We start from the raw sequence: 22,069 nt of genomic DNA, 5'->3' as shown, positions 1-22,069 counted from the left end.
GCATGACCAGCACCGACCCCACGAAGGTCGACCGCACCGACCGCGACGACGAGGGATCCCCGTCCTCGTCGAACGGCTCGTCCGGCACCGACGGCTCGACGGGCACCGCCGCCTCCGCGGACGGATCCGGCACGCCGTCGAAGGCCGCCGTCGCGGAGGCCGCCGACCCGACCACCCCCGTCGAGCCGGACGCCCCGGACGACGCCGGCACCCCCGAGGGCCACGAGGCCGACGCCGCGGGCGGGACCCCCGCGCCGCACGTCCCGCTGGACCCGTCCGAGCGGACCACGGCGATGGTCGCCCGCGGCCTGCTCAAGACGATGCGCCCGCGCCAGTGGGTGAAGAACGTCCTCGTGTTCGCCGCGCCGTTCGTCGGCGGCGGGCTCTTCGGCGTCGAGGTCCTGATCGACTGCCTCATCGCGTTCGTGGCGTTCTCGCTGGCCGCGTCGGGTGTCTACCTCGTCAACGACGCGCTCGACGTCGAGGCCGACCGCGCGCACCCGACGAAGCGCCGCCGCCCGATCGCCGCCGGCATCGTGCCGGTGCCGCTCGCCTACGCGGCGTCCGCGGTGCTGTTCGCGGCGGCGATCGTGCTGTCGATCCTGAGCACCTGGCAGCTCATCGTCGTGCTCGCCGTCTACGTGGCGGTGCAGCTGTCGTACTGCCTGTGGCTGAAGCACCAGCCGGTGCTGGACATCTGCATCGTCGCGTCCGGCTTCCTGATGCGGTCCATCGCCGGTGGTGTCGCGACCGAGATCCCGCTGTCCCAGTGGTTCCTGCTGGTCACCGGGTTCGGCTCGCTGTTCATGGTCGCCGGCAAGCGGTACGCCGAGATGCGCCTCGCCGAGGACACCGGCGCGAAGATCCGGAAGTCGCTGGAGAGCTACTCGGCCTCGTACCTGCGCTACATCTGGTCGCTGTCGGCCACGGTCATGATCATGACCTACGGCCTGTGGGCGTTCGAGATCCGCGAGGCGCACCACAACACCGTGTGGTCGGTGCTGTCGATCGTCCCGTTCGTGATCGCCGTGCTGCGGTACTCGGTGGACGTCGACAAGGGCTCCGGTGGGGAGCCCGAGGAGATCGCGCTGGGCGACCGGGCGCTCCAGGTGCTCGCGGTGGCCTGGATCGCGATGCTCACGCTCGCCGTCTACAGCTGACCGCCCCGGCCGGGCGCACGGGTCAGGAACGGCCCGTGTGCCAGGCCCAGGTGGCCGCCAGACCGTCGGCGAGGGTCGTGGGGGCCGGGAGGCCGAGCGCCGCGATCCCGCGCGACGGGTCCAGGCAGCTGCGCCGCAGCTCCCCGGGACGCGCCGGCTCGTGCTCGGGGGTGAAGGCGCCCTCGTCGATCCCGGCGATCCGGCCGATCGTCGCCGCGAGCTCGGTGACCGTCGACTCGGTCCCGGTCCCGACGTTGAACACCTCGCCGGCCAGCTCCCCAGCGGCGAGCCGGTCCGCCGAGGCCGTCGCGGCCCGCGCCACGTCACCGACGAACAGGAAGTCGCGGGTCTGGCCGCCGTCGCCGAACACGGTGGGCCGCCGGCCGCTCCGCGCGCGGTCGCAGAACAGCGACACGACGCCGGCGCCCCCGGCCGGGTGCTGACGCGGGCCGTAGACGTTCGCGAACCGCAGCACCAGCGCGGGCAGGCCGTGAGCCCGGACGAAGAACCGCGTGTAGCGCTCCGCGGCGAGCTTGCTCATCCCGTACGGCGACTCCGGCTCGGCCGGCTCGTCCTCGGTCGTCGGGAGCGGCGCGCCGTCGCCGTAGATCGCCCCACCGGTGGAGCAGACGACGACCCCGCGGGCGCCGGTGTCCCGCGCGGCCTGCAGGACCGAGAGCGTGCCGAGGACGTTCACCGACGCGTCGTGCACCGGGTCGGCCATCGACGTGCGGACGTCGATCTGTGCGGCCAGGTGGTACACCGCCTCGGGTGCGAACTCGGCGGCGCACTTCGCGAACCCGTCGGTGTCGCGGATGTCGAGCTCGGTCAGCGCGACGCCGGGGGCGAGGTTCTCCCGCTTGCCGGACGACAGGTCGTCCACGACGAGCACCTCGTCACCGCGGGCGAGCAGGGTGTCGACGAGGGTGGAGCCGATGAAACCGGCGCCGCCGGTCACGAGCGCGCGCAATGGGTCCTCCCGTGTCAGCGAGCGGTGCGGGGGTGGGGTCGTCCCGGACGAGCCGGACGTTTCCCGGGCCGTGGACCTCGTCGTCGGGCGAGCGTCGTCCGGGTCAGGTCTCGGACCGGCCGGCCGCGCCGGCAGCGGTGTCCTCCGCGTCCAGGCGGTTGCCGTTGGTGGAGAGCGTCGCCGACCGCGCGTCGCGCGCGTCGAGGGCGTCCAGGCGCCGGGCGAGCTCCTCCTCACGGCGGCTCAGCTCCGCGTCGCGGACGGCGATCTGCCGGGCCAGGTTCGTCAGGTGCTGACTGATCTCGCGGTCCCGCAGGTAGGTGTTCAGCATCCCGAAGACGAACGCGACGACCAGCAGGTAGACGATCAGGTCGGTACCGCGGCCGATGCCCAGGGCGCGGGCGACGAACGTGACGTCGTCCGGCCGCAGGATCGCGTAGATGTTGAGCACCACGAAGGCGCCGAACGCGAGTCGCTTGCTCGCCCGGACCCCCACGCTCTGCCCGCTCCGGACGAAGTAGACCAGCGCGCCGATCGTGGCGACCAGCAGGAGGATCTGCAGGATCACGGTGTTCGCCTCCTGGGTCATCGCTGCCGGACCGACAGGTCGAACAGGATGTTCACCCCGTTGAACAACGACTGCCCCTTGGAACGGGAGTACTCGGTGTAGTGAATGGTGACCGGCACCTCGCGGATCCGCCACGGCGACCCGGCCAGTGCCGCGACGATCTCCGACGCGTGCGCCATCCCGTTCATCGAGATCCGCAGCTCCTCGACGACCGGCCGGGACAGCACCCGGAGCCCGTTGTGGGCGTCGGTCAGCTTGAGCTTCCGGCTCGACGGCGACAGCGCCGCGACCGTGCGCAGCACGATCCGCTTGAGCAGCGGGATCGGCTCGGTGGACTCCAGGAACCGGGAGCCGAGTACGACGTCGGCCTGACCGGTGCGGACGAGCTCCGCCATCCGGTGGGCGTCGTCGATGTCGTGCTGCCCGTCGGCGTCGAAGGTGACGATCCGCTCGGCGCCGCGCCGCAGCGCGTAGTCGATCCCGGTCTGCAGGGACGCGCCCTGGCCGAGGTTGATCGGGTGCTTGACGAGGTGCGCCGCCGTGCCCGCGATGCGCTCGGCGGAGGCGTCGCGGCTGCCGTCGTCGACACACACCACGTTCGGGAAGCGGGTGCGGATCCCGTCGACCACCTCGGCGATGACGGTCTCCTCGTTGTACACGGGGACCACCACCCAGGTGCCGGTGTCGGCGGCCACGTCCACTCCCTCGCTCCTCCCGGGCGCCGGGTGCTCCCGTCCGCCACCCCGCAGGCTATCGGTCCCGTTCCGGGCGGTACGCGACGGTCGGCCGCGATCCGGACCTAATGGGCATTCCGTACGCTGGAGGGGATGGATGCGAGGACGCTGCTCGAGCTGATGCTGTCCGACCTGGATGACGCGCCGGAACTGTACCGGCCGACCGACTTCTGGCGGACCGGACTGGAGAAGGTCGTCTCCGACCTTCGTGACCGTGGGTTCGCGGAGTTCCGCGGGCACCCGTCCGCGCAGTACTTCTACGCGCCGCAGTACGCCCCGGTGTCCCGGCCCGCCGCGGCGCTCGCGCGGGTGCTGGGGACGGCGGGTGAGCCGGGCAGGCTGGTGCGTGAGCGCATCGACCAGGTCCCGGTCGCGCGGGCGCACCACGCCTCGGTCACGGCGCTCGACCCGGCCGACCGGCCGCCGTTCCTCGGCGGGTTCTCCGAGTCGACCGCGGGTGCGCCGGCCGAGCAGCTCGTGTTCGCCGGCCGCCGGTTCAGCCGGTCCTCGCTGAACTACCTGCGTGGCCTGGTGATGCTGAAGCGGGCCGTGCCCGATCTCGACGTGACGACCGTCCTGGAGATCGGCGGCGGGTTCGGCACGCTCGGCGAGATCCTCGCCGGCACCGAGGACGTGCGCTACATCGACGTCGACATCCCGCCGGTCGCCGCGGTCGCGACGCACTACCTGCGCGAGGTGCTGGGGGAGGGCCGGGTGCTCGACTACGCGGCCACCCGCGAGCAGGAGAAGATCGCGATCGACGAGATCGACCGGCCGGCGACGGTGCTCTGCGCCTGGCAGCTGCCCCGGCTGACCGGCACCGTCGACCTGTTCGCCAACTTCATCTCGTTCCAGGAGATGGAGCCCGAGGTCGTCGAGAACTACGCGAACCTGGTCACCGACCTCGGCGCGCGCTGGCTGCTGCTGCGCAACTCGCCGACCGGGAAGCCCGGCGTGCGCGAGCCGATGCTCCGGCACCGGTACCTGGAGATGTTCGACCGCTTCGAGCTCGTCGACTCCGACGCCGGCCTGTACGGCCAGGACTCGGAGGGCACGGTGTCCGAGGTGATGGTGCTGGCCCGCCGGTGACTACCCTCGGCGGCATGCGCATCCCCGACGCGATCGAGATCGGTGGCCACCGTGTGGGGCCCGGCGAGCGGCCGTTCGTCATCGCGGAGGTGTCCGGCAACCACAACGGCTCGCTGGACCGCGCGCTGGAGATCGTCGACGCGATCGCCGGGACCGGCGCGCAGGCGGTCAAGTTCCAGACCTACCGCGCCGACACGATCACCATCGACGCCGACGGCCCGGCCTTCCGGATCCGCGACGACCACGGGCTGTGGGGAGGCCGGAACCTCTACCAGCTCTACGAGCAGGCGCACACGCCGTGGGAGTGGCACGCGCCGCTCTTCACACGGGCGCGCGAGCACGGCCTCGTCCCGTTCTCCAGCCCGTTCGACCCGACGGCGATCGACCTGCTGGAGTCGCTCGACGCGCCGGCCTACAAGGTCGCGTCGGCCGAGCTCGTCGACCTGCCGCTGATCCGGCGGATGGCGGCCACCGGCAAGCCGATGGTGATGTCCACCGGGATGGCGACGCTGGCCGAGATCGACGCGGCCGTCGCCGCCGCCCGGGACGGTGGCGCGACCGAGATCGTGCTGCTGGCGTGCACGGCGTCGTACCCCGCCGACCCGGTCGACGCGAACCTGCAGACGATCCCCGCGCTGCGCGAGGCGTTCGGCGTGCCGGTCGGCCTGTCCGACCACACCCCGGGCATCGGCGTGCCCGTCGCCGCGGTCGCGCTCGGCGCCGTCGCGATCGAGAAGCACGTGACGCTGCAGCGGGCCGACGGCGGGGTCGACTCGGACTTCTCCCTGGAGCCCGGCGAGCTGGCGTCGCTGGTCACCGAGACCGACGTGGCACGGCGCGCGCTGGGCCCGGCCCGGTTCGGCCCGCGGGAGTCCGAGCGGGACACCCTCGCGCTGCGCCGCTCGCTCTACGTCGTCGCCGACGTCGCCGCGGGGGAGAAGGTCACCGACGACAACGTACGGTCCATCCGCCCCGCCGGTGGGCTGCCGACGGACGCGATCACGACGGTGCTGGGGCGCACCTTCACCCGCGACGTCGCCCGCGGGACGCCGCTGACCTGGGACCTGGTCTAGCCGGTCGGAGCCCGGCTATCGAGGAGCAGCATCGCCACCCTGCTCGTCGCCGTGGAACATCCGCTGGATGTCGGGATCGAGCCCTTCGACGTCGCTGTCGTCGTAGCGGATCCGAGGTTCGTCCTCGGTCAGGAAAGCCCTGACCAGTGCGTTCACCTCGTCCGGGGACTCCCGGTTCGACCAGTGCCCCCGCCCGGGCAGGACCTCCAGCCGGGCACCGGGGACGGCGTCCGCCGCCGCGCGGGTCCGCGCGAGGGGGACGCCGGCGTCCCGGTCGCCCTGGACGAACAGTGCCGGACACCGGATCTCCGGCAGCCGCGGACGCAGGTCCAGCCGCATGCGGCGGAAGCCGATCGAGTCGTTCTGCCAGTCCGAGCTGCCGGCGTTCCCGGCCCGGGCCTCGTCCAGCACCCGTTCGACGATCTCGTCGAGGTCGGCGACGCGGTCGGACGAGCCGAACAGTGCCCGACGGGTGAAGGCGGTGACGGCCGCCCGGCCGCGGAACGCCAGGTTCGGCAGGGTCCGCGACAGCAGCGGCACCCTCGCGGTGAGCCACAGCAGCTGGTGGAGCCCCGGCGGGAACTCCAGGATCCCGGCCGGGGCGAGCGCGACGAGGCGCTCCACCCGGTCCGGGTGCTCGATCGCGGAGGCGAGCGCCAGTGCGCCGCCCTGGGAGAGCCCGACGACGGCGGCCCGCTCGACGCCGAGGTCGTCCAGCACGTCGGTGACCGTCCGCAGCAGGACGGCGTGCGTGGCCCGGCCGTTCCACGGCCGGCTGCGGCCCTGCTTCGGCCAGTCCGGCGCGATCACCCGGTGGTCGCGCGCGAGGTCCGGGATCAGGTGCTTCCAGCTCAGCATCGCGTTGTCGAGGCCGGCACCGGACAGCAGCAGCACCGGCGGGCCGGTGTCCCCGGCGAGGTGGACATGCAGGTTCCCCTCGGGGCGCTCGATCACGTGGTCGCGCGGGGTGGTCATCGGTCGCCTCCGGTGCGTCGGGACTCCCACCGTTCCCACAGGGCGGGCAGTTCGGACTCCAGGAACAGGTAGAGCTCGTGGACGTTCACGAGCCGGTCGCGGCGGGCGTCCGGCTGGTCGGCGAGCACGTCGAGGCCGTGCTCCAGCACCTGCCGGAACGCGGTGGCCCGGGCGTGGCGCTCGGCGAGCATCCGGCTCCAGCCGTCGGGCGCGATCCGGAACAGCTCGACCCGCGAGTCGCGGGTGCGCACCCGTTCCACGAGGCCGCCGGGCGTCAGCATCCGGGTCGCGGTGCTGATCGAGCTGCGGCTGACACCGAGCACCTCGGCCAGCTGGGCGGCGCTCTGCTCGGGCGGGTCGCTGATCAGCAGCCAGCCGATCACCCGGCCGGTGATCAGCGGCAGGCCCTCGCGCTCGAAGGACGCGGCGATCTCGTCGACGACGTCGAGTTCCTGTTCCGTGGGTGGCACGAAACGGACATTACAGCCTTTGCAGTAGTTACTGCAAAGGCTGGCCGCTGCGGTCGTCGGGGCCGTCGCCCCAGCCACGGGCGGCCAGTGCCTCGCCGAGTGCGTCGGCGTGGCGCAGCGTGCGGATCATGAACGGCACCGCGAACGCCGTCACCGACCCGCCGGCACCGCGGGCCCGCGCCGCGGCCCTGACCTGCCCGGCGATGCCGGACAGCGTCCCCACGGACTGGATCGTCAGCCCGACGAGAAGACCGAGGCGCTCGGGGTCGACGCCGAACCGACGGAACGGCCCGAGCCCGCGCTCGACCGCACCGACCACGTCGTCCACCCGGGTCGTCAGCGTGAACAGGGTGGCCACCCCGATCGCGGCGACCAGCCGCAGCGCGATCACCAGCGCCCGGTCCGGGCCGAGCAGCCACCACTGGACGACCCCGATCAGCACCAGCAGCAGCGCCAGGGTGCGCAGCAGCGGCCTGATCCGCCGCCACGGGATCCGGGCGACGACGTAGCCGAGCGCCACCACCCCGCAGACCGCCCCGAGGACCCGCGGGTCGGAGGTCAGGACGGTGCCCCCGGCCACCACCAGGACGACGAGCAGCGACGGGCCGGCCGGCGCGCGGTGCAGCGGGCTCGTGCCGGGTTCGTAGAGGCCGAGCGGGGTCACTCCGAACAGATCTTCCGGTAGTACGCGACCGCGGGGCCCGGCTCGTCGTCGGCGACGACCCGGCCACCGTCGAGGACGATCACGCGGTCGAAGCCGTCGAGCAGGTCGAGGTCGTGCGTGGCGAGCAGGACCTGCTGGCGCAGCCCGGCCAGCCGCTCCGCGAACGCACGCTTGTTGCGCAGGTCGAGCAGGGTGGTGGGCTCGTCGCACACCAGCACGTCCGGGTCGAGCACGAGCACCGCGCACAGCGCGAGGAGCTGCTTCTGACCGCCGGAGAGCTGGTGCGCGGGGTGCTCCACGTGGTCGCCGAGGCCGAACTCGGTGAGCTTCTCCGCGGCCAGCCGGGAGCGCTCCGCGCGGTTCCGGACGGTCCGGCGCAGTGAGAACGCGACGTCCTCACCGGCCGTCGGCATGACGATCTGCGAGTCGGGGTCGCTGAACACGAACCCGACCCGGCGCCGGACGGCGGCACCCTGGCGAGCGGGGTCGCGGCCGTCGACCCGGACGCTGCCCGCGGTCGGGCGGACCAGCCCGTTGACCGTCCGCGCGAGGGTCGACTTGCCGGACCCGTTCGCCCCGACCAGCGCGACCCGCTGCTGGGGCAGCGTGAGATCGACGCCGTCGAGGACGACGCGCTCGCCGTACCGGTGGCCGATCCCGTCGAACTCGATCATCGGACGACCCTCCAGCGGGTGGCGACGCCGAGGCCGCCCCCGGACGACAGTGCGGCCAGGCCGGTCTCGCCGAGCCCCTGCACGACGAGACGGTGGAACAGTCGGACGACGAGCACCGCCCCCGACGCACCCCACGGATGCCCGAGCGCGATGGCGCCGCCGTCCGGGCTGACCCGGTCCTCGTCGAGCCCGGCGGCGTCGACGCAGGCCAGGACCTGCCCGGCGAAGGCCTCGGTGAACTCGATCGCGTCCGGCGCGGCGGGATCCCCCGGTGGCGGGTCACCGCCGGACAGCGGGACCGGACGCAGCGGCCGCAGGCCCTGCGTCGCGACGATCGCCGGGACCGCGCCGAGCCCCAGCAGCTCGGGGGCGCAGCCGCGGGTGGCCGCGGCCTCCAGCGCGAGACCGGGGACGCCGAGCTCCCGGCGGCGGGCCTCGGAGACCAGGAGGACGGCGGCCGCCCCGTCGTTCACGCCGCACGAGTTCGCGGCGGTGTGCGTGCCGTCCGCGGTGAAGGCGGGCCGGAACCGGGCGAGCCGCTCGGCGGTGAAACGGTCGCGGGGACGCTCGTCGGCGGTGGCCCCGCCGACGGCGACGATCTCGCCGTCGAACCGGCCCGCGCGCTGCGCGTCCACGGCGCGGGCGTGGCTGCGTGCGGCGAAGGCGTCCTGGCGTTCCCGGGAGATCCCGGACCGTGCGGCGAGGACGTCCGCGGCCGGCCCCATGTCGGGGTCGGGGCTCCCGGCCGGGGCGAACGGTGCCCGGGTGTACGACGTGCCGTCGGGCCAGGTCCGGGCCGGTGCGGTGGAGGCGGACTCGGCGCCGCCGGCGAGGTACGCGGCGCCGTCGCCCGCCCGGACCGAGCCGGCCGCGGCGACGATCGCCGCGAGCCCGCTCGCGCACTGCCGGTCGACGGTCATCCCGGGGACGGTCTCGCCCAGCCCGGCCGCCAGCGCTGCGACCCGCGCCGGGTTGCCGCCGGGGCCGAACACGTTGCCGAGCAGCACGTCGTCGACCGGGGTGTCGATCTCCGCGGCCAGCGCGGCGAGCACCGGCGCCGCGAGCGCGTCGACGGTGTGGCCGCGCAGCGCGCCGCCCGCCGTGCCGACCGGGGTGCGGCGGGCCGCGATCACGACCGGGGTGTCGTCGGGGGTCATCCGCCGCTCCCGTCCCCGCCGGTCCCGCAGGGCCGGGCGTCGAGGGTGCCGTCCCGCAGGTCCGCGTCGACGGCCACCCGCGCGGGCTTGCCGGAGCCGAGCCGCGGCAGCTCGTCCGTGACGAGCCAGCGCCGCGGACGCTTCGCCGGGGACAGCGCCCGCCGGGCCGCGTCCCGCAGCGCCCGGCGGTCCGGCGCGTGGCCCGGCACCGGCTCGACGACGGCGGTCACCAGCATCTCCAGCGACGGGTGCGGCGTACCGGCGACGACGACGTCCGCGACGCCCGGGACCGCGCGCAGCACCTGCTCGACCTCCTCGGCGACGACCAGCGTCCCGCCCGAGGGGATCGTCGCGGAGGCACGGCCGAGCACGGTCAGCGACCCGTCGGTGGCGATCTCGGCCCGGTCGCCGACGGTGCTCGGGCCGGGCGTCGCCGGTTCCAGCACACCGTGGCGCAGCCGTCCGGCGACGGCCTGCGGGCTGTCGAGCCAGAGCACCCCGTCGCGCAGCTCGGTACGCACGTCCCGGACCGGACGCAGCGGGCCGCCGTCGCGCCGGATCGCGATCAGCGAGTGCTCGGCCGAGCCGTAGTACTCGAGCAGCAGGGTGTCCGGGAGCAGCCGCGCGCACCGCTCGCGGACCGCCGGTGCGACGTGCGCGCCCCCGCAGACGATCACCGACGGCGGGGGCCCGGCCGGGTGCCGCTCCCGGTCGTCGAGCAGCGCGGACAGCAGTGCCGGGACGAGGTGGACGGTGCCGGCGGCGCGGGCGTCGGCGGGATCGAGCCGGTCGGTCGTGACGACGTCGAGCCCGTGGTGGAGCGCGTGCACCGCGCCGAACAGGTACAGCGTCGACGACGGCGGCCCCGGCACCAGGACCGGTCCCGGCAGCGGACCGAGCACGTCGAACCCGATCCGCCAGGACCGGCGGGTCCGGGCGAGGACGGACGGGGGACCGGTGCTGCCGGACGTCGTCGGGAGCAGGAAGAGGCCGTCCCCGTCCCGCGCGGGCCGGTCGGCGCGCGCCGCCGGCGCCGGGTCGTCGCCGGTCGGGAGGACCAGGTCCGGGTCGACGTCGGCGAGGACCGACGCGCGTTCACGGGCCGACCATCCCGGGTCCGCGACGAGCGACGCGGCGCCCAGCCGGTCGGCCGCGAGCAGGTACGGCAGGACGTCCCAGCGGGACCGCGCCGGTGCGTCCAGCACGATCCGGTCCCCGGCCCGGGCGCCGAGGGCGGCGAGCCGGGTCCGGGCCGCGTCGACGGCCCCGGCCAGGTCGTCCGGGAGCCGGAGCCCGAGTCCGGGCGGGGCGGGGTGTGGCGCCGTCCGGGTGTGCCCCGCCGTCACCGGACCCGGGGCTCCGCGGACGCCGGCGGCGGCAGCAGGTCGGGCAGCGCGCGGTGCACCAGCCCGGCGATCACCGCGGCCAGCACGACCTTGATCAGGTCACCGGGGACGAACACCAGCGACTGCACGAGGCCGGCGCCCAGGTCGCCGACGTAGGCGCCGATCACCGGGATGCCGATCAGGTAGTCGGCGAGCAGCCCGGCGAGGCAGGCGAGGAGCAGGACCGGGAACGTCCGCCTGCGGGACCGCTGCACGATCAGGCCGGTGACCAGCGCCGACAGCAGCCAGCCCAGGACGAACCCGGCGCTCGGGCCGACGAACACGCTGATCCCGCCGCGGCCCCCGGACAGCAGCGGCAGCCCGATCGCGGTCAGCACGAGCAGCAGCGCGACCGCCGCCGTCCCGAGCCGCCAGCCCAGGATGGCGCCGGCCAGGATCGGACCGGCGTTCTGCACGACGATCGGGACGCCGGCGACGCCGCCGATCCCCGGGAACAGGCCGAGGACGGCGATGAACGCGGCGAACACCACGACCCGCGCGAGGTCGGCGGCGGGCAGCGCGGGACGGGATCCGGACACGCGCGAAGGGTAGGTCACCCCGGCGTGTCGGCGGCACATCATGCGGGTTGTGTCACCGCGACACGACCGGTCAGAGCGTCCGGCGGAGGGTGCGGAAACCGTCGTCGTCCGGGCCGGTGCCGTCGTCGGCGTACCCGGCGCGGGCGAACAGCCGGGCCGACGCGGCGTTCCCGGTGTGCACGACGGCGATCACCGGCGTCCCGGGGCCGGTGGACGCCCGCAGCGCGTCCTCGCCGGCCCGCAGCAGCGGGACGGCGAGCCCGGACCCGCGCCGCTCCGGGGCGACCGTGATCGAGACCTCCCAGCCGGTGCAGTCCCGGTCCCAGCGGACCGTGCCGACCGCACCGTCCACGTCGGACACGACGAGCAGCCGCCGGTCGGTGCGGTCGAGGGAGCCCGCGAGCCAGCGCCGGTGCGCGTCGAGGTCGATCTCGCCGGTGGAGCGTGACCACCGCCGGGTCTCCGGGTCGTTGCGCCAGCCGAGCAGCATCTCCGCGTCGTCGAGCCGGGCGGGACGGGCGTGCAGGGCACCCGCGAGGACGGTGTGCTCGACGGGCTTCCGCCGGGCGGCCCCGTCCGGTTCGCCGACGGCGGCGGCGAGCGCGTCCACGATCCGGTTCGCCCCCTCGCCGTCGACGACGGTCCGGGCCCGCGCCCCGAGCGCGTCCCTGCGGCCGGGGCCGGTCAGCAGGTCCCGCAGGACGGCCGCCCCCGGCTCCGGGTCGGCGAGGTCCGCGGCCCCGCCGAGCCCGGCCGCGGCGCCCGCGGCGACGACCGTCCGGTAGCCCTCGACCTGGTTGTCCGCGGCCAGGACCAGGGCCATCGGGACGCCGACGCAGCACAGCTCCCACACCGTCGTCCCGGCCGCGCTGACCACCAGGTCCATCTCGGCCATCGCCGCGGGCAGGTCCGGCAGCGGCGCGATCGCGCGGAACCGCGCCGGGCCGCCCTCCGGGAGCGTGACCGACCGGCCCACGGGGACGACGACGTCGACCTCGGCCGGGACGTCCGCGGCGGCCAGCGCCGCCACCACCCGCCCGAGCAGCCCGGCCGCGTCGGTGCCGCCCATGACGACCAGCACCCGGGGCGGGACCCCGGCGGTGGCGGGACGGAGGTCCCGGTCGCGGATCTCCCGCACCCGGCGGGCGCGCCGGGCCGCGATCCGCAGCGGGGCGTACGCGGGTCCGCGCAGCAGCGTCGTCGAGCCGTCGTCGGGCCGGGGATGGTCGTCGGCACCCAGGTTGGGGTCGACGACCAGGTCACCCGATCGACGGCCGGTGGTGAAGTCCTCGACCGTGGACAGCACGATGCCGGCGGCGTTCAGCGGCCCGCGCAGGTCGGTGCCGAGCAGGTAGTGGTCGACGTGCACCGCGTCGATCCGGTGATCGCGGCACAACGCGACCAGGTCGTCGGCCGAGTCGGCCGCATCGAGCAACGTCCCGGGCGGGACGGGTCCGCCGGGCGCCAGCCCGGCCCACAGCCAGCCCAAGCCGTCCAGGCGGCCGGACCAGAACACCTCGTGCCCGGACGCCGTCGCCGCCTCGGCCACGGCGGCGCACCGGACGGCGTGCCCGACCCCCGTCGACGGGCCGGCGTCGCAGCGGAGCAGCAACCGCACCGGCTCAGCCCTCCGCCAGGGACTTCTGCCGGACGTGCGCGTTGAGCGCCACCAGCTCGGGGTGCGACCGGAGCACCGACACGACGGACCGCCAGTCCGTCCGGTCGCTGAGCAGCTCCACCAGTCCCTGCAGGGCCTGCAGGTCGTCGGCGGTGTCCAGGGTCACCCGCAGGTCGTTCGCGGCCGGGGCGACGACGATCCCGAGGCACCGGAACCGCTCGGGCTCGGCGTAGAGGCCGGAGGTGACGTGGATCCGGTCGTGGCCGGTCGCGGTGGTCGCCAGGTCGCGCAGCGCGGCCACCGTCGCGAGCTCGACGTCGAGCCCGCGGGGCAGGGTGCGGACCAGGGTGCTGGCCACGTAGTCGTGCTCCGGCGCGTTCCGCCAGGTCGCGGCGACCAGGCCGATCAGCTCCGGATCGAGCAGCGGGCAGTCCGCGGTGAGCCGGACGACGGCGTCACACGGGTGCTCGTCGGCGGCCCGCACGAAGCGGTCCAGGACGTCGTCCTCGGAACCGCGGACCACCCGGACGCCGAGCTCGGCGGCCCGGTCGGCGACGGCGTCGTCACCGGTGGCCGTCGACGTCGCGACCACGACCTCGTCGACCCCGGGCGCCGTGCGCGCCGCGGTGACCACCCGGTCGAGGACCGGGCGTCCGCCCAGGTCCCGCAACACCTTTCCGGGCAGGCGGGACGATCCCGTCCGCGCCTGGATGACCGCGTTGATCCGCACCTGCTCGCTACCTGCTTCGATTCGTCCGGATGAGCGCGTGCCATCATGCCGGGCGGGAGAAATGCCGTGGATGTGGAGGCGTGATGTCGGTACTCAAGGGCTCGTCGGTCCTGGTCACGGGCGGGACGGGGTCCTTCGGCAAGGCGTTCGTGCGCGCCCTGCTGGACCGCTACGAACCGCGCCGTCTGGTCATCCTGTCCCGGGACGAGCTGAAGCAGTACGAGTGTCGCTCGCTGTTCGGCGACGACCCGCGGCTGCGCTGGTTCCTCGGTGACGTCCGCGACCAGCCCCGTCTGCGCCGTGCCATGCACGGCGTCGACTACGTGGTGCACGCCGCCGCGCTGAAGCAGGTCGACACCGCGGAGTACAACCCCTTCGAGTTCATCCGGACCAACGTCGAGGGCTCGCAGAACGTGGTCGAGGCCGCGATCGACGCCGGGGTGAAGAAGGTCGTCGCGCTGTCGACGGACAAGGCGTCGTCGCCGATCAACCTGTACGGCGCCACCAAGCTGTGCGCGGACCGGCTGTTCGTGAGCGCGAACCACTACGCGGCCGCCTACGAGACCCGGTTCGCCGTGGTCCGCTACGGCAACGTGCTGGGCAGCCGCGGATCGGTCGTGCCGCTGTTCAAGAAGCTGGCCGCCGACGGGCAGTCGCTGCCGATCACCGACAAGCGGATGACCCGGTTCTGGATCACCCTCCCGGACGCCGTCCAGTTCGTGATCGACTCGTTCGACCGGATGCAGGGCGGCGAGCTCTACGTGCCGCGCATCCCGTCGATGCGGATGACGGACCTGGCCGAGGCCATCGCGCCCGGCGCCGCGACCCACGAGATCGGGATCCGGCCCGGCGAGAAGCTGCACGAGGAGATGATCGCCGCCGACGACTCGCGGCGGACCCTCAAGCTGGCCGACCGCTACGTCGTCGAGCCGTACATCGCCGGCTGGGGCTACACCTCGCCCGAGGGCGGCGAGCAGGTGCCCGACGGCGAGGCGTACCGCTCGGACACCAACGACCTGTGGCTGTCGCCCGAGCAGCTGCGCCAGATGGTCGAGGCCCTGGACTGAGCATGCTTCCCTACGGACGGCAGTCGATCTCCTCCGACGACGTCGAGGCCGTCACGGCGGTCCTCGGCACGGACTGGCTCACGACCGGCCCGGCGGTCACCCGGTTCGAGGACGACCTCGCGGCCGTCACCGGGCACCCGGCGGTGGCCGTCACCAGCGGCACGGCGGCGCTGCACGTCGCCTACGCCGCGGCGGGCGTCGGGCCCGGCCAGGACGTCGTCGTCGCACCGCTGACGTTCGTCGCGACGGCGTCGGCCGCGGCCCTGCACGGGGCGAACGTGATCTTCGCGGACGTCAGCGAGGACACCGGCAACCTCGACCCGGACGCGGCGAAGGCCGCGCTCACACCGTCCACGACCGTCGTCGCGGGGGTGGACTACGCCGGTCACCCGATCGACGCCGGCCCGCTGCGGGAGATCGCGCACGGCGCGGGGGCCCTGCTGCTGGAGGACGCCGCGCACTCGGTCGGCGGGACCTGGCACGGCCGTCCGGTGGGCGACCTGGCGGACCTGACGACGCTGAGCTTCTTCCCCACGAAGAACCTCACGACGGCCGAGGGCGGCGCCGTCGTCTCGCCGCGGCCGTCGCTGGTGGAGGGCGCCCGGTCGTTCCGCAACCACGGACTCGTCCGTGACAGGGAGCGGCAGCGGTTCCCGGACGAGGGCCCGTGGCACCAGGAGGTGCACGCCTTCGGCCTGAACTACCGGCTGCCGGACCTGCTGGCCGCGCTCGGGTCGTCGCAGCTGGGCCGGCTGGCGGCCTTCACCCGTCGCCGGGCCGAGATCCACGCCCGCTACGACGCGGCGCTGGCCGACGTCGCCGAGGTGCGCCTGCCGTCCCGGCGCGACGGCGCCGACCCGGCCTGGCACCTCTACCCGCTGCGCGTGCTCGACGGCCGCCGCCGCGCGCTGTTCGAGCACCTGCGTGCGAACGGGATCGGGGTGCAGGTCAACTACGTCCCCGCCTACTGGCACCCGGTGTTCGCCGATCTCGGCTACCGCCGCGGGCTGTGCCCGAACGCGGAGACCTACTACTCGCAGCAGCTCTCGCTGCCGCTGTTCCCCGATCTCACCGACTCCGACGTGGACCGGGTGGCGGCCCTCGTACGGGAGTTCTTCGGACACGGGGAATGACGTCCGTGGCCGGGAACGCGAGCAAGGACGTCCTCGGTCGCGGTTCCCTCTACACCCTCGGCAGCGTCGCGCCGATCCTGGCGAACGTGCTGGTCACCCCGGTGGTGACGCGCGTGCTCGGGCGCGAGGAGTACGGCATCGTCGCGATCGGCCTGATCCTCGTGCAGGTCGGCGCGATGGTCGCGGGCTTCGGGCTGGCGTCGTCGATCACCCGGCACGGCATCCTGGAGAAGTCCGGTGTGGACGGCGCGAGGGCGCTGGTGCTGCAGGGCAGCGCGCTGTCGACGCTGCTGGTCGTCGCCGCCGTGCTGGCCGGCCCGCTGTGGAGCGAGCCGGTGCTGTCGGTGCCCTGGCAGACCGGGCTGGCGTTCGCCGCGCTCGCCGCGGCCGGGTTCGCGATGGTGCTCAACGCGCAGGCGTTCCTGCGGGTGCAGGACCGGCCGGTGCCGTTCGTGGTCATGTCCGGGGTCGCGACCCTCGGCGGCCCGCTGCTCGGCCTCGCGATGGTGGTCTGGCGGGCCAGCGACGCCGACGACTACCTGTTCGGGCTGCTGCTCGGCTACCTCGCCGCCGGCCTGACCGGGATCGTGCTCGCGCTGCGCGACGGATGGCCGCGGACCGCGCGCGGTGACCTGCGGAAGGCGCTGAAGGTCGGCCTGCCCGCCGTCCCGCACCTGGTGGCGCTGCTGCTCGTGCAGAACGCCCTCGTCCTGATCGCGACCCGCTGGTTCGGCATCGACGACGGCGGCCGCATGCAGATCGCGCTGCTCCTCGGGTCGGCGCCCGCGATGATCGTCTCGGCGTTGAACAACGCGTGGGCGCCGGTGGTCTACCGGACCGACCCGGCCGAGCGGGGCGCGGCGCTGGAGCGCAGCGCCCGCGACGTCGCCGCCGTGACGGCGGCGCTGTCCGGCGGGGTGGCGCTGCTCGCCCCGTTCCTGCTGCAGATCCTCGCCCCGGCCGAGTTCGCCCCGGCCCAGCTGGTCCCGGTCGCCGCCGTCACCTCGATCGGCGCCGTCGTCTCGGTCGCCTACCTGGCGAACGTGCACCTCGTGTTCGCCTCCGGACGCAGCGGTGGGCTGGCCGTCGCGAGCCCGATCAGCCTGGTGGTCGGCCTGGCCGCAGCGGTCGGGCTCGCGCAGACCGGATCCCTGACGGCGGTCGCCGTCGGGTTCCCGCTGATCTACGTCGCGCTCGCCGTGGGGACGTCGCTGCTGCGCAGACGGGTGTCGGAGACCAGCTGGCGCGAGCAGGTGCTGCTCGGCCCGCTCGCCGCCGGGCTCGTCGTCTGCGGGGCCGGGGTGGTCCTGCCCGCCGACGGCGTGCTGTGGCTGTCGGTGCGGTTCGGGCTCGCCGCGCTGCTCGGGGTCGCGCTGCTGTGGATGGTGCGGCGGATCTTCACCCGCTGACCGGGGCGGCCCGGCGGGTGATCACGCGTCGAGCGGCTGCTCCGTCGCGATCGGGACCGGCAGTCCCTTCGGCAACGGCCGGGGGACCGCCGCGAGCGGGTTCTTCAGCCACAGCATGGGGCTGAACGAGACGAACCCGCCTGCCGTCATCGCATTCTGGCTGGCCTCGGAACGCTTCGTCAGGCCCAGGACCATCGCCGCCTTGTTGACGGGGGATGCGGCGTAGTACTGGAGGCCCGGGCCGATGCTCGGCGTGCGCCCCCAGCCCAGCGCGTCTCTGAGGACATCCGGTTCCAGGAGGTGATGAGCACCGAGCTCACGGCGGGCGAGTTCCGTCGCGGCAGCGTCCGCCTCGGCGGCGCCGGTGACCGGACGGGACCCGTCGGCCGGGTCGGAGACATGGAACTCCGGCCAGCGGTCGCGGAGCATCGCGAGCGCCTCAGCGCCCTGGTGGCCGAACGTCAACGGGTCACCCCAGACGGCGGCGGGAGTCCCGATCGCGGCGGCATACAGCACCGCGGTCGACAGCCGGTTCGACGAGACCCGGCTGGCGTGACCGATCAGGTGCATGATCCGCAGCAGGAAGTGGGGGTCGTCCCGGCGACCGGCGGTGACCAGGGTGTGTCCGGCCTCTGCCCACGCTGTCGTGATCTCGGGATCGGTCATGTCCTCGTGGTGCAGGCACACCGTCGAAGGACCGTCGACCTTGGCGACCTGCCGTGCAAGGTCGGCGTGTGCGCCCGTCACCCGGACCAGACGGGTGCCGTGGAACGGGATGAAGACCGGCCCGAGCTGCGCCGAGGACTCCCACCCGCCGCGGCGCAGCAGTCGCTCCAGATAGAGCAGTGGGGCGCCGATCGCGGTGGTCGTCCGGTCCTCGTCGGTAGGAGACCAGCCGCGGCAGTCGTGCGACCAGACCAGAAGGCGACGCTGGCGGGGGTCGGTGCCGACCTTCGGGAAGTCGGCGAAGTGTGCCGGCACCGGTGACGTCGCGGTCCAGCCGTGCTGCAGCAGGCCGGCGATGTGCCGGGGGCGGGGCAGGCCCGCGTACGCGGCGAGGACCGCCGAGTGGCCGTAGTAGTGGTTCTGGATGTCCAAGGCCGTGCTCCGGTCCGTCCTGCGTCGTATCGCTGAGGCCGGGCGATCCTAGCGATCAGGGCGATCGCTACCGTCGGGCGCGTGCCTGCCCCGACCGTCGACGTGATGCTCCCCTTCTACGGCGATCCGGAGCTGCTGCGCCGCGCGGTGCGCAGCGTCCAGGAGCAGAGCCGCGGCGACTGGCGGCTCACCGTCGTCGACGACGGCTACCCCGACGACTCGATCGGGCCGTGGTTCGCCGGCCTCGGCGACGACCGGATCCGCTACCGCCGCAACCCGCAGCGGCTCGGTGCCCAGCCGAACAACCGGTACTGCATCGAGGCGGTCGAGCTGCCGTACTTCGTGATGATGGGTGCCGACGACCTGATGGCGCCCGACTACCTGGAGACCGTGCTCGCGCTGCACGACCGGTGGTCGCACGCGGCGGTCGTCCAGCCCGGGGTGGCGATCATGGACGAGTACGACGAGCCCGTCCGGCCGCTCGCCGACCGCGTGAAGGCGCTGCTCGCGCCGAAGGGCCACGGCCCGCGGTTGGTGACGGGGGAGGACCTCGTCGTCAGCCTGCTGCGCGGGAACTGGCTGTACAACCCGTCGCTGTGCTGGCGGACGTCGGCGCTGAAGGAGATCCCGCAGTCCGCCGACGTCTTCGACCTGGCCCTCCCGGTCGCGGTGATCGCGGACGGCGGGACGATGGTGATCGACGACCACGTCTGCTTCCGCTACCGGCGGCACCGCTCCAGCGACTCCGGATCGGGCGCGGCCGCGGGGAACCGGTTCGCGGAGGAGCGGCGCTACTTCCGGGCCGAGAGCGACCGGATGACGGCGCGGGGCTGGCCCCGGGCTGCGCGGGCTGCCCGGGCCCACGTCTCGTCGCGGCTCAACGCCGCTGTCCAGCTACCTCAGGCGTTCGCCCGGCGGGACGCAGCGGCGGTCCGGGCGCTGGGGAATCACCTGCTGACGTTCTGACCGGACAGCCGGTCGAGCCACCGGTCGTAGGTCTGATCGAACCGCGCGTCGGTATCCGCGTCGGCCTCTACGAGCCTGCGTTGTACCGCGCTACGGACCTGTTGGGCGACGTCACGGTCGGCATACACCTGCTCGAAGTAGGTGGGGCGCACGCGTACGACGGCCACGAGTTCGCGATCGCCCACGGCGCGGGGCAGGTCCGTAGCCCATGAGGTGGCGGGGAGTTCCGGGCCGGGGCCCGTGGCCACGATCACCGACGGTGCGTCTGCCAGCAGGACCTCGGTCGCACTCGCTCCGTGTCCGATCCGCTCGTCGTTCAGGCCGATGTAGTCGGTCGCGCGCCAGCCGGAGAAGTAGGGGATCGCACCGGCATCCGTCATCGCCACCGACCGGCGGGCCTCGGGGAGGCCGGCGTCGGCCAGGCCCTGGCCGATCGCGATGTGAGCCCGGCGAAGACCCTCGCCGTAGTTGACCATCGTGGGTCCGTCTCGGTGCAGGAACCCCGCAGTGCAGGTCCAGGCGACGGTGATGAGTGCCACGAAGACCGCGAGGCGGCGCCGTGCGATGCCGTCCAGCGTCCAGGCGGCACCCAGACAGAGCAGCGGGAGCCCGTGCCAGGCGAACCGCGACAGGTAGTCCATCGCCGGGGCCGTCAGAGCCGGTATGAGGTAGAGGGCAGCGCAGCTCGCGACGAGCAGGGCCGCCGGACCGGCGGTGGGCCGCCGTGTCAGTCCGGACACGGTGAGCAGGAGGAGCGGCAGCAGGAGGACGACTGTCGTCGTGGCCCAGCGCAGGTCCGTCGCCGCCTCGACCCCGACCTTGACGTAGAAGGTGTTCGGCAGGAGATGACCGAAGTACGTCCATCGCCACGCCGTGTAGGCCCCACCGACGACCGCTCCTCCGACGAGCCAGGCCCAGGTGCGGCGCTCGGCCCGCCGAAGGAATGCCCACACGAGCAGCGGGGGCGCGACGGCGAGGATCCCGTCCGGCCGCAGCATCCCGGCCACGAGCAGCAGAGCGGGCAGCTCCCACGACCGGATGTAGGCCGTCCGGTCGCGGAGCAGCCGGCAGACGAGGACGACCGACCGGAGGACCACCAATGCGAACGGCGCCGTCTCGAGACCGGCGTCCACGTGCACCCAGGTGGGCAGGAACAGCACGAACGCCCCGGCGGCGGCCGCCGCGCCGGTACGAGTCCTCGGCTCCGAGACGAGGATCCAGACGATCGCCCCTGCACACGCCGCAGCGGTGAGCTTGGAGACGACCGGCAGAGACGCCCCGGCCCACACCCACGGAACGTGCCAGAGCATCCAGAGGAAGTTGGTGTACCCCTCGACCGGGTTCTCACCGGGGTTCCAGGTCGGCCCGTGTGCGAGGGCGAGGTTCGCGGAGTAGCGGTAGGTGATGTAGGCGTCGTCCACGGTCACCGACCAGCAGGCCCACAATCCGACCGCCAGGGTGACGAGCGCAGCGGTCAGGAGGAGCAGGCGGGACCGTGGTGACGGTGAGGTCGCGTCGCGATCACGCTCGGCGCCCCGGCGGGATCTGCGCAGCATGCGCGCAGTCTCCCGGAACCCGGAGCACCTCGGGAGCGGACGCGGGCGGTGTCACATGCGGCTCGGCATGTCAGCCGACGAGGTGTCTGCCCAGGGCGCGGAGATCCGAGCGCCTGCGGTGGCGGAGCGCGACGGGTACGAGAGTCGCTGCGTTCAACCGTGACGTCAGGTGCCGGCGGGCGGCCCGTGCCGCCCGAGGCCACCCGCGGGCGTCCATCTCCCGCGCCATGGTGACGAAGAAGGCGCGTTCCTCGTCGAATCTGGTCCCGTTCATCGCCTTGATCGCCGAATCGCTGCCCGTGTGCCGGCGGTACTGGAAACAGGCCCGATCGTCGAGCACCATCGACCAGCCCCGGCCGAGGACGTCCATGATCATCGCCAGGTCCTGCACGACGTGCAGGTCGTCACGGAAACCGTAGTCGGGCACAGCCTCCCGGCGCCAGCAGAGCGAGGGGAAGTAGGTCCAGTTCGCACGGAGAAGGCTCGTGGCGAGTTCCTCGCCACCGAGGACGGTGCGGCCACGGTGGCGTGGTCGGTAGAACGTCTTGATCCGATCCGCCAGCGGCTGCACGTCGCGCCCTGACCCGTCGATGACGGTGACGCCTGGCTGGACCACTCCCGCGTCCGGTGCGGCCTCGATCGCCGAAGTCACGACGTCGACGTAGTCCGGCGACATGACGTCGTCCGCGCCCATGACGGTGAACCACTCGTTGCCGACGTGCGACAGGCAGCGTTGGTAGCTGGCATTCGCCCCGAGGTTCACCTCGTTCCGCAGGCAGCGGATCCGGGAGTCACCGATCTCGGTGATCCACCGGCAGGCTTCGAGGTCGGGGTAGTGGTCGTCGAGTACGAGCAGCGTCCACCGTGGGTTCTTCTGGGCACGGACGCTGTCCACGGCGAGCCGGAGCAGGCGCGCGTCGCCGTAGAAGGGCAGCAGGATGTCGAGCGTCATCGGTCAATCTCCTCGCCACTTCGCGATTCCCTGTCCCGAGCAACGAGGTGCGCTATGAGCAGGTTGCGGCAGAATGACGAGA

Annotated in this window: 22 protein-coding genes; 7 read left to right on the top strand and 15 right to left on the bottom strand. The window is 73.7% G+C overall.

Features of this window, described 5'->3' with window-relative positions:
• The first annotated feature begins 2 nt into the window (after window positions 1–2).
• Window positions 3–1,160, top strand: coding sequence for a decaprenyl-phosphate phosphoribosyltransferase (locus tag AD017_RS12815; protein WP_010240576.1), 1,158 nt, complete (start codon window positions 3–5; stop codon window positions 1,158–1,160).
• Between the two features lie 22 nt (window positions 1,161–1,182).
• Here the strand turns inward: AD017_RS12815 and AD017_RS12810 are convergent, their stop codons facing one another.
• The 3 genes from AD017_RS12810 to AD017_RS12800 all read right to left on the bottom strand — a co-directional run bounded on the left by AD017_RS12810 (window position 1,183) and on the right by AD017_RS12800 (window position 3,393).
• Window positions 1,183–2,130 (bottom strand): NAD-dependent epimerase/dehydratase family protein, encoded by a 948-nt coding sequence (locus tag AD017_RS12810; protein ID WP_010240578.1) that lies wholly within the window; start codon window positions 2,128–2,130, stop codon window positions 1,183–1,185.
• 103 nt (window positions 2,131–2,233) lie between these two features.
• Window positions 2,234–2,698 carry a DUF2304 domain-containing protein gene (locus tag AD017_RS12805; RefSeq protein ID WP_227012735.1) on the bottom strand — a complete coding sequence of 155 codons (465 nt, stop codon included), beginning with the start codon at window positions 2,696–2,698 and terminating at the stop codon, window positions 2,234–2,236.
• 17 nt (window positions 2,699–2,715) lie between these two features.
• Window positions 2,716–3,393, bottom strand: a complete 678-nt coding sequence (locus AD017_RS12800; RefSeq protein ID WP_202796449.1) for a glycosyltransferase family 2 protein — start codon at window positions 3,391–3,393, stop codon at window positions 2,716–2,718.
• A 132-nt stretch (window positions 3,394–3,525) separates the two neighbouring features.
• Here AD017_RS12800 and AD017_RS12795 point away from each other — a divergent pair, with 132 nt between their 5' ends.
• Together AD017_RS12795 and pseI are read left to right on the top strand one after the other, a co-directional pair.
• The gene (locus tag AD017_RS12795) at window positions 3,526–4,521 is read left to right on the top strand and encodes a putative sugar O-methyltransferase (RefSeq protein ID WP_060574369.1); all 996 of its coding nucleotides are present in this window, start codon (window positions 3,526–3,528) and stop codon (window positions 4,519–4,521) included.
• Between the two features lie 14 nt (window positions 4,522–4,535).
• Window positions 4,536–5,594 (top strand): pseudaminic acid synthase, encoded by a 1,059-nt coding sequence (gene pseI / locus AD017_RS12790; protein WP_060576376.1) that lies wholly within the window; start codon window positions 4,536–4,538, stop codon window positions 5,592–5,594.
• A gap of 15 nt (window positions 5,595–5,609) precedes the next feature.
• Here pseI and AD017_RS12785 read toward each other — a convergent pair whose 3' ends face one another.
• Genes AD017_RS12785 through AD017_RS12745 form a run of 9 tightly spaced genes read right to left on the bottom strand, consistent with a single transcriptional unit; the run spans window position 5,610 to window position 13,806 of the window.
• Entirely contained in the window at window positions 5,610–6,569 is a 960-nt protein-coding gene (locus AD017_RS12785) for an alpha/beta fold hydrolase (protein ID WP_060574368.1), read from the bottom strand.
• Window positions 6,566–7,039 carry a GbsR/MarR family transcriptional regulator gene (locus tag AD017_RS12780; protein WP_060574367.1) on the bottom strand — a complete coding sequence of 158 codons (474 nt, stop codon included), beginning with the start codon at window positions 7,037–7,039 and terminating at the stop codon, window positions 6,566–6,568. The genes AD017_RS12785 and AD017_RS12780 overlap by 4 nt, the downstream gene beginning before the upstream one ends.
• Window positions 7,040–7,067: 28 nt before the next feature.
• Window positions 7,068–7,703, bottom strand: a complete 636-nt coding sequence (locus AD017_RS12775) for an energy-coupling factor transporter transmembrane protein EcfT (RefSeq protein WP_060574366.1) — start codon at window positions 7,701–7,703, stop codon at window positions 7,068–7,070.
• Window positions 7,700–8,377: an energy-coupling factor ABC transporter ATP-binding protein gene (locus AD017_RS12770; RefSeq protein ID WP_060574365.1), complete on the bottom strand. Its 678-nt coding sequence runs from the start codon at window positions 8,375–8,377 to the stop codon at window positions 7,700–7,702. The genes AD017_RS12775 and AD017_RS12770 overlap by 4 nt, the downstream gene beginning before the upstream one ends.
• A complete protein-coding gene (locus tag AD017_RS12765) occupies window positions 8,374–9,534 on the bottom strand; it encodes a thiolase family protein (RefSeq protein WP_060574364.1) in 1,161 nt (386 codons plus the stop codon). Before AD017_RS12765 ends, AD017_RS12770 begins: the two co-directional genes overlap by 4 nt.
• Entirely contained in the window at window positions 9,531–10,880 is a 1,350-nt protein-coding gene (locus AD017_RS12760) for an AMP-binding protein (RefSeq protein ID WP_227012734.1), read from the bottom strand. The genes AD017_RS12765 and AD017_RS12760 overlap by 4 nt, the downstream gene beginning before the upstream one ends.
• Window positions 10,877–11,497 (bottom strand): biotin transporter BioY, encoded by a 621-nt coding sequence (locus tag AD017_RS12755; RefSeq protein WP_050802446.1) that lies wholly within the window; start codon window positions 11,495–11,497, stop codon window positions 10,877–10,879. The genes AD017_RS12760 and AD017_RS12755 overlap by 4 nt, the downstream gene beginning before the upstream one ends.
• A 31-nt stretch (window positions 11,498–11,528) precedes the next feature.
• On the bottom strand, window positions 11,529–13,076 hold the full coding sequence (locus AD017_RS12750) for a bifunctional UDP-2,4-diacetamido-2,4,6-trideoxy-beta-L-altropyranose hydrolase/GNAT family N-acetyltransferase (protein ID WP_060574363.1): 1,548 nt from the start codon (window positions 13,074–13,076) through the stop codon (window positions 11,529–11,531).
• Window positions 13,077–13,080: 4 nt separating this feature from the next.
• Entirely contained in the window at window positions 13,081–13,806 is a 726-nt protein-coding gene (locus AD017_RS12745) for a cytidylyltransferase domain-containing protein (RefSeq protein WP_082399217.1), read from the bottom strand.
• Window positions 13,807–13,889: 83 nt separating this feature from the next.
• On the opposite strand from AD017_RS12745, the gene pseB reads away from it, so the two are divergent.
• From pseB to AD017_RS12730, 3 genes are read left to right on the top strand one after another with little or no spacing between them, the layout of a single operon-like run.
• The gene (pseB, locus tag AD017_RS12740; protein ID WP_029239670.1) at window positions 13,890–14,873 is read left to right on the top strand and encodes a UDP-N-acetylglucosamine 4,6-dehydratase (inverting); all 984 of its coding nucleotides are present in this window, start codon (window positions 13,890–13,892) and stop codon (window positions 14,871–14,873) included.
• Window positions 14,874–14,875: 2 nt separating this feature from the next.
• Window positions 14,876–16,006: a DegT/DnrJ/EryC1/StrS aminotransferase family protein gene (locus AD017_RS12735; protein ID WP_060574361.1), complete on the top strand. Its 1,131-nt coding sequence runs from the start codon at window positions 14,876–14,878 to the stop codon at window positions 16,004–16,006.
• Window positions 16,003–17,415 carry a lipopolysaccharide biosynthesis protein gene (locus AD017_RS12730; RefSeq protein ID WP_060574360.1) on the top strand — a complete coding sequence of 471 codons (1,413 nt, stop codon included), beginning with the start codon at window positions 16,003–16,005 and terminating at the stop codon, window positions 17,413–17,415. The genes AD017_RS12735 and AD017_RS12730 overlap by 4 nt, the downstream gene beginning before the upstream one ends.
• A gap of 21 nt (window positions 17,416–17,436) precedes the next feature.
• On the opposite strand, the gene AD017_RS12725 is transcribed toward AD017_RS12730, so the two are convergent.
• Complete coding sequence (locus AD017_RS12725; RefSeq protein WP_060574359.1) at window positions 17,437–18,513, bottom strand: hypothetical protein; 1,077 nt, start codon at window positions 18,511–18,513, stop codon at window positions 17,437–17,439.
• A gap of 81 nt (window positions 18,514–18,594) precedes the next feature.
• Between AD017_RS12725 and AD017_RS12720 the strand changes: the two genes are divergently transcribed.
• Window positions 18,595–19,479, top strand: coding sequence for a glycosyltransferase family 2 protein (locus AD017_RS12720; RefSeq protein WP_202968852.1), 885 nt, complete (start codon window positions 18,595–18,597; stop codon window positions 19,477–19,479).
• Here the strand turns inward: AD017_RS12720 and AD017_RS12715 are convergent.
• Together AD017_RS12715 and AD017_RS12710 are read right to left on the bottom strand one after the other, a co-directional pair.
• Entirely contained in the window at window positions 19,461–21,035 is a 1,575-nt protein-coding gene (locus tag AD017_RS12715; protein WP_060574358.1) for a hypothetical protein, read from the bottom strand. The genes AD017_RS12720 and AD017_RS12715 overlap by 19 nt on opposite strands.
• A 70-nt stretch (window positions 21,036–21,105) precedes the next feature.
• The gene (locus tag AD017_RS12710) at window positions 21,106–21,987 is read right to left on the bottom strand and encodes a glycosyltransferase family A protein (protein ID WP_010232786.1); all 882 of its coding nucleotides are present in this window, start codon (window positions 21,985–21,987) and stop codon (window positions 21,106–21,108) included.
• Between the last annotated feature and the right edge of the window lie 82 nt (window positions 21,988–22,069).

This window comes from Pseudonocardia sp. EC080619-01 (assembly GCF_001420995.1).
Lineage (GTDB): Bacteria > Actinomycetota > Actinomycetes > Mycobacteriales > Pseudonocardiaceae > Pseudonocardia.
Note: the sequence above shows the minus strand (reverse complement) of the source record. Positions and strands in the feature narration are given on the sequence as shown.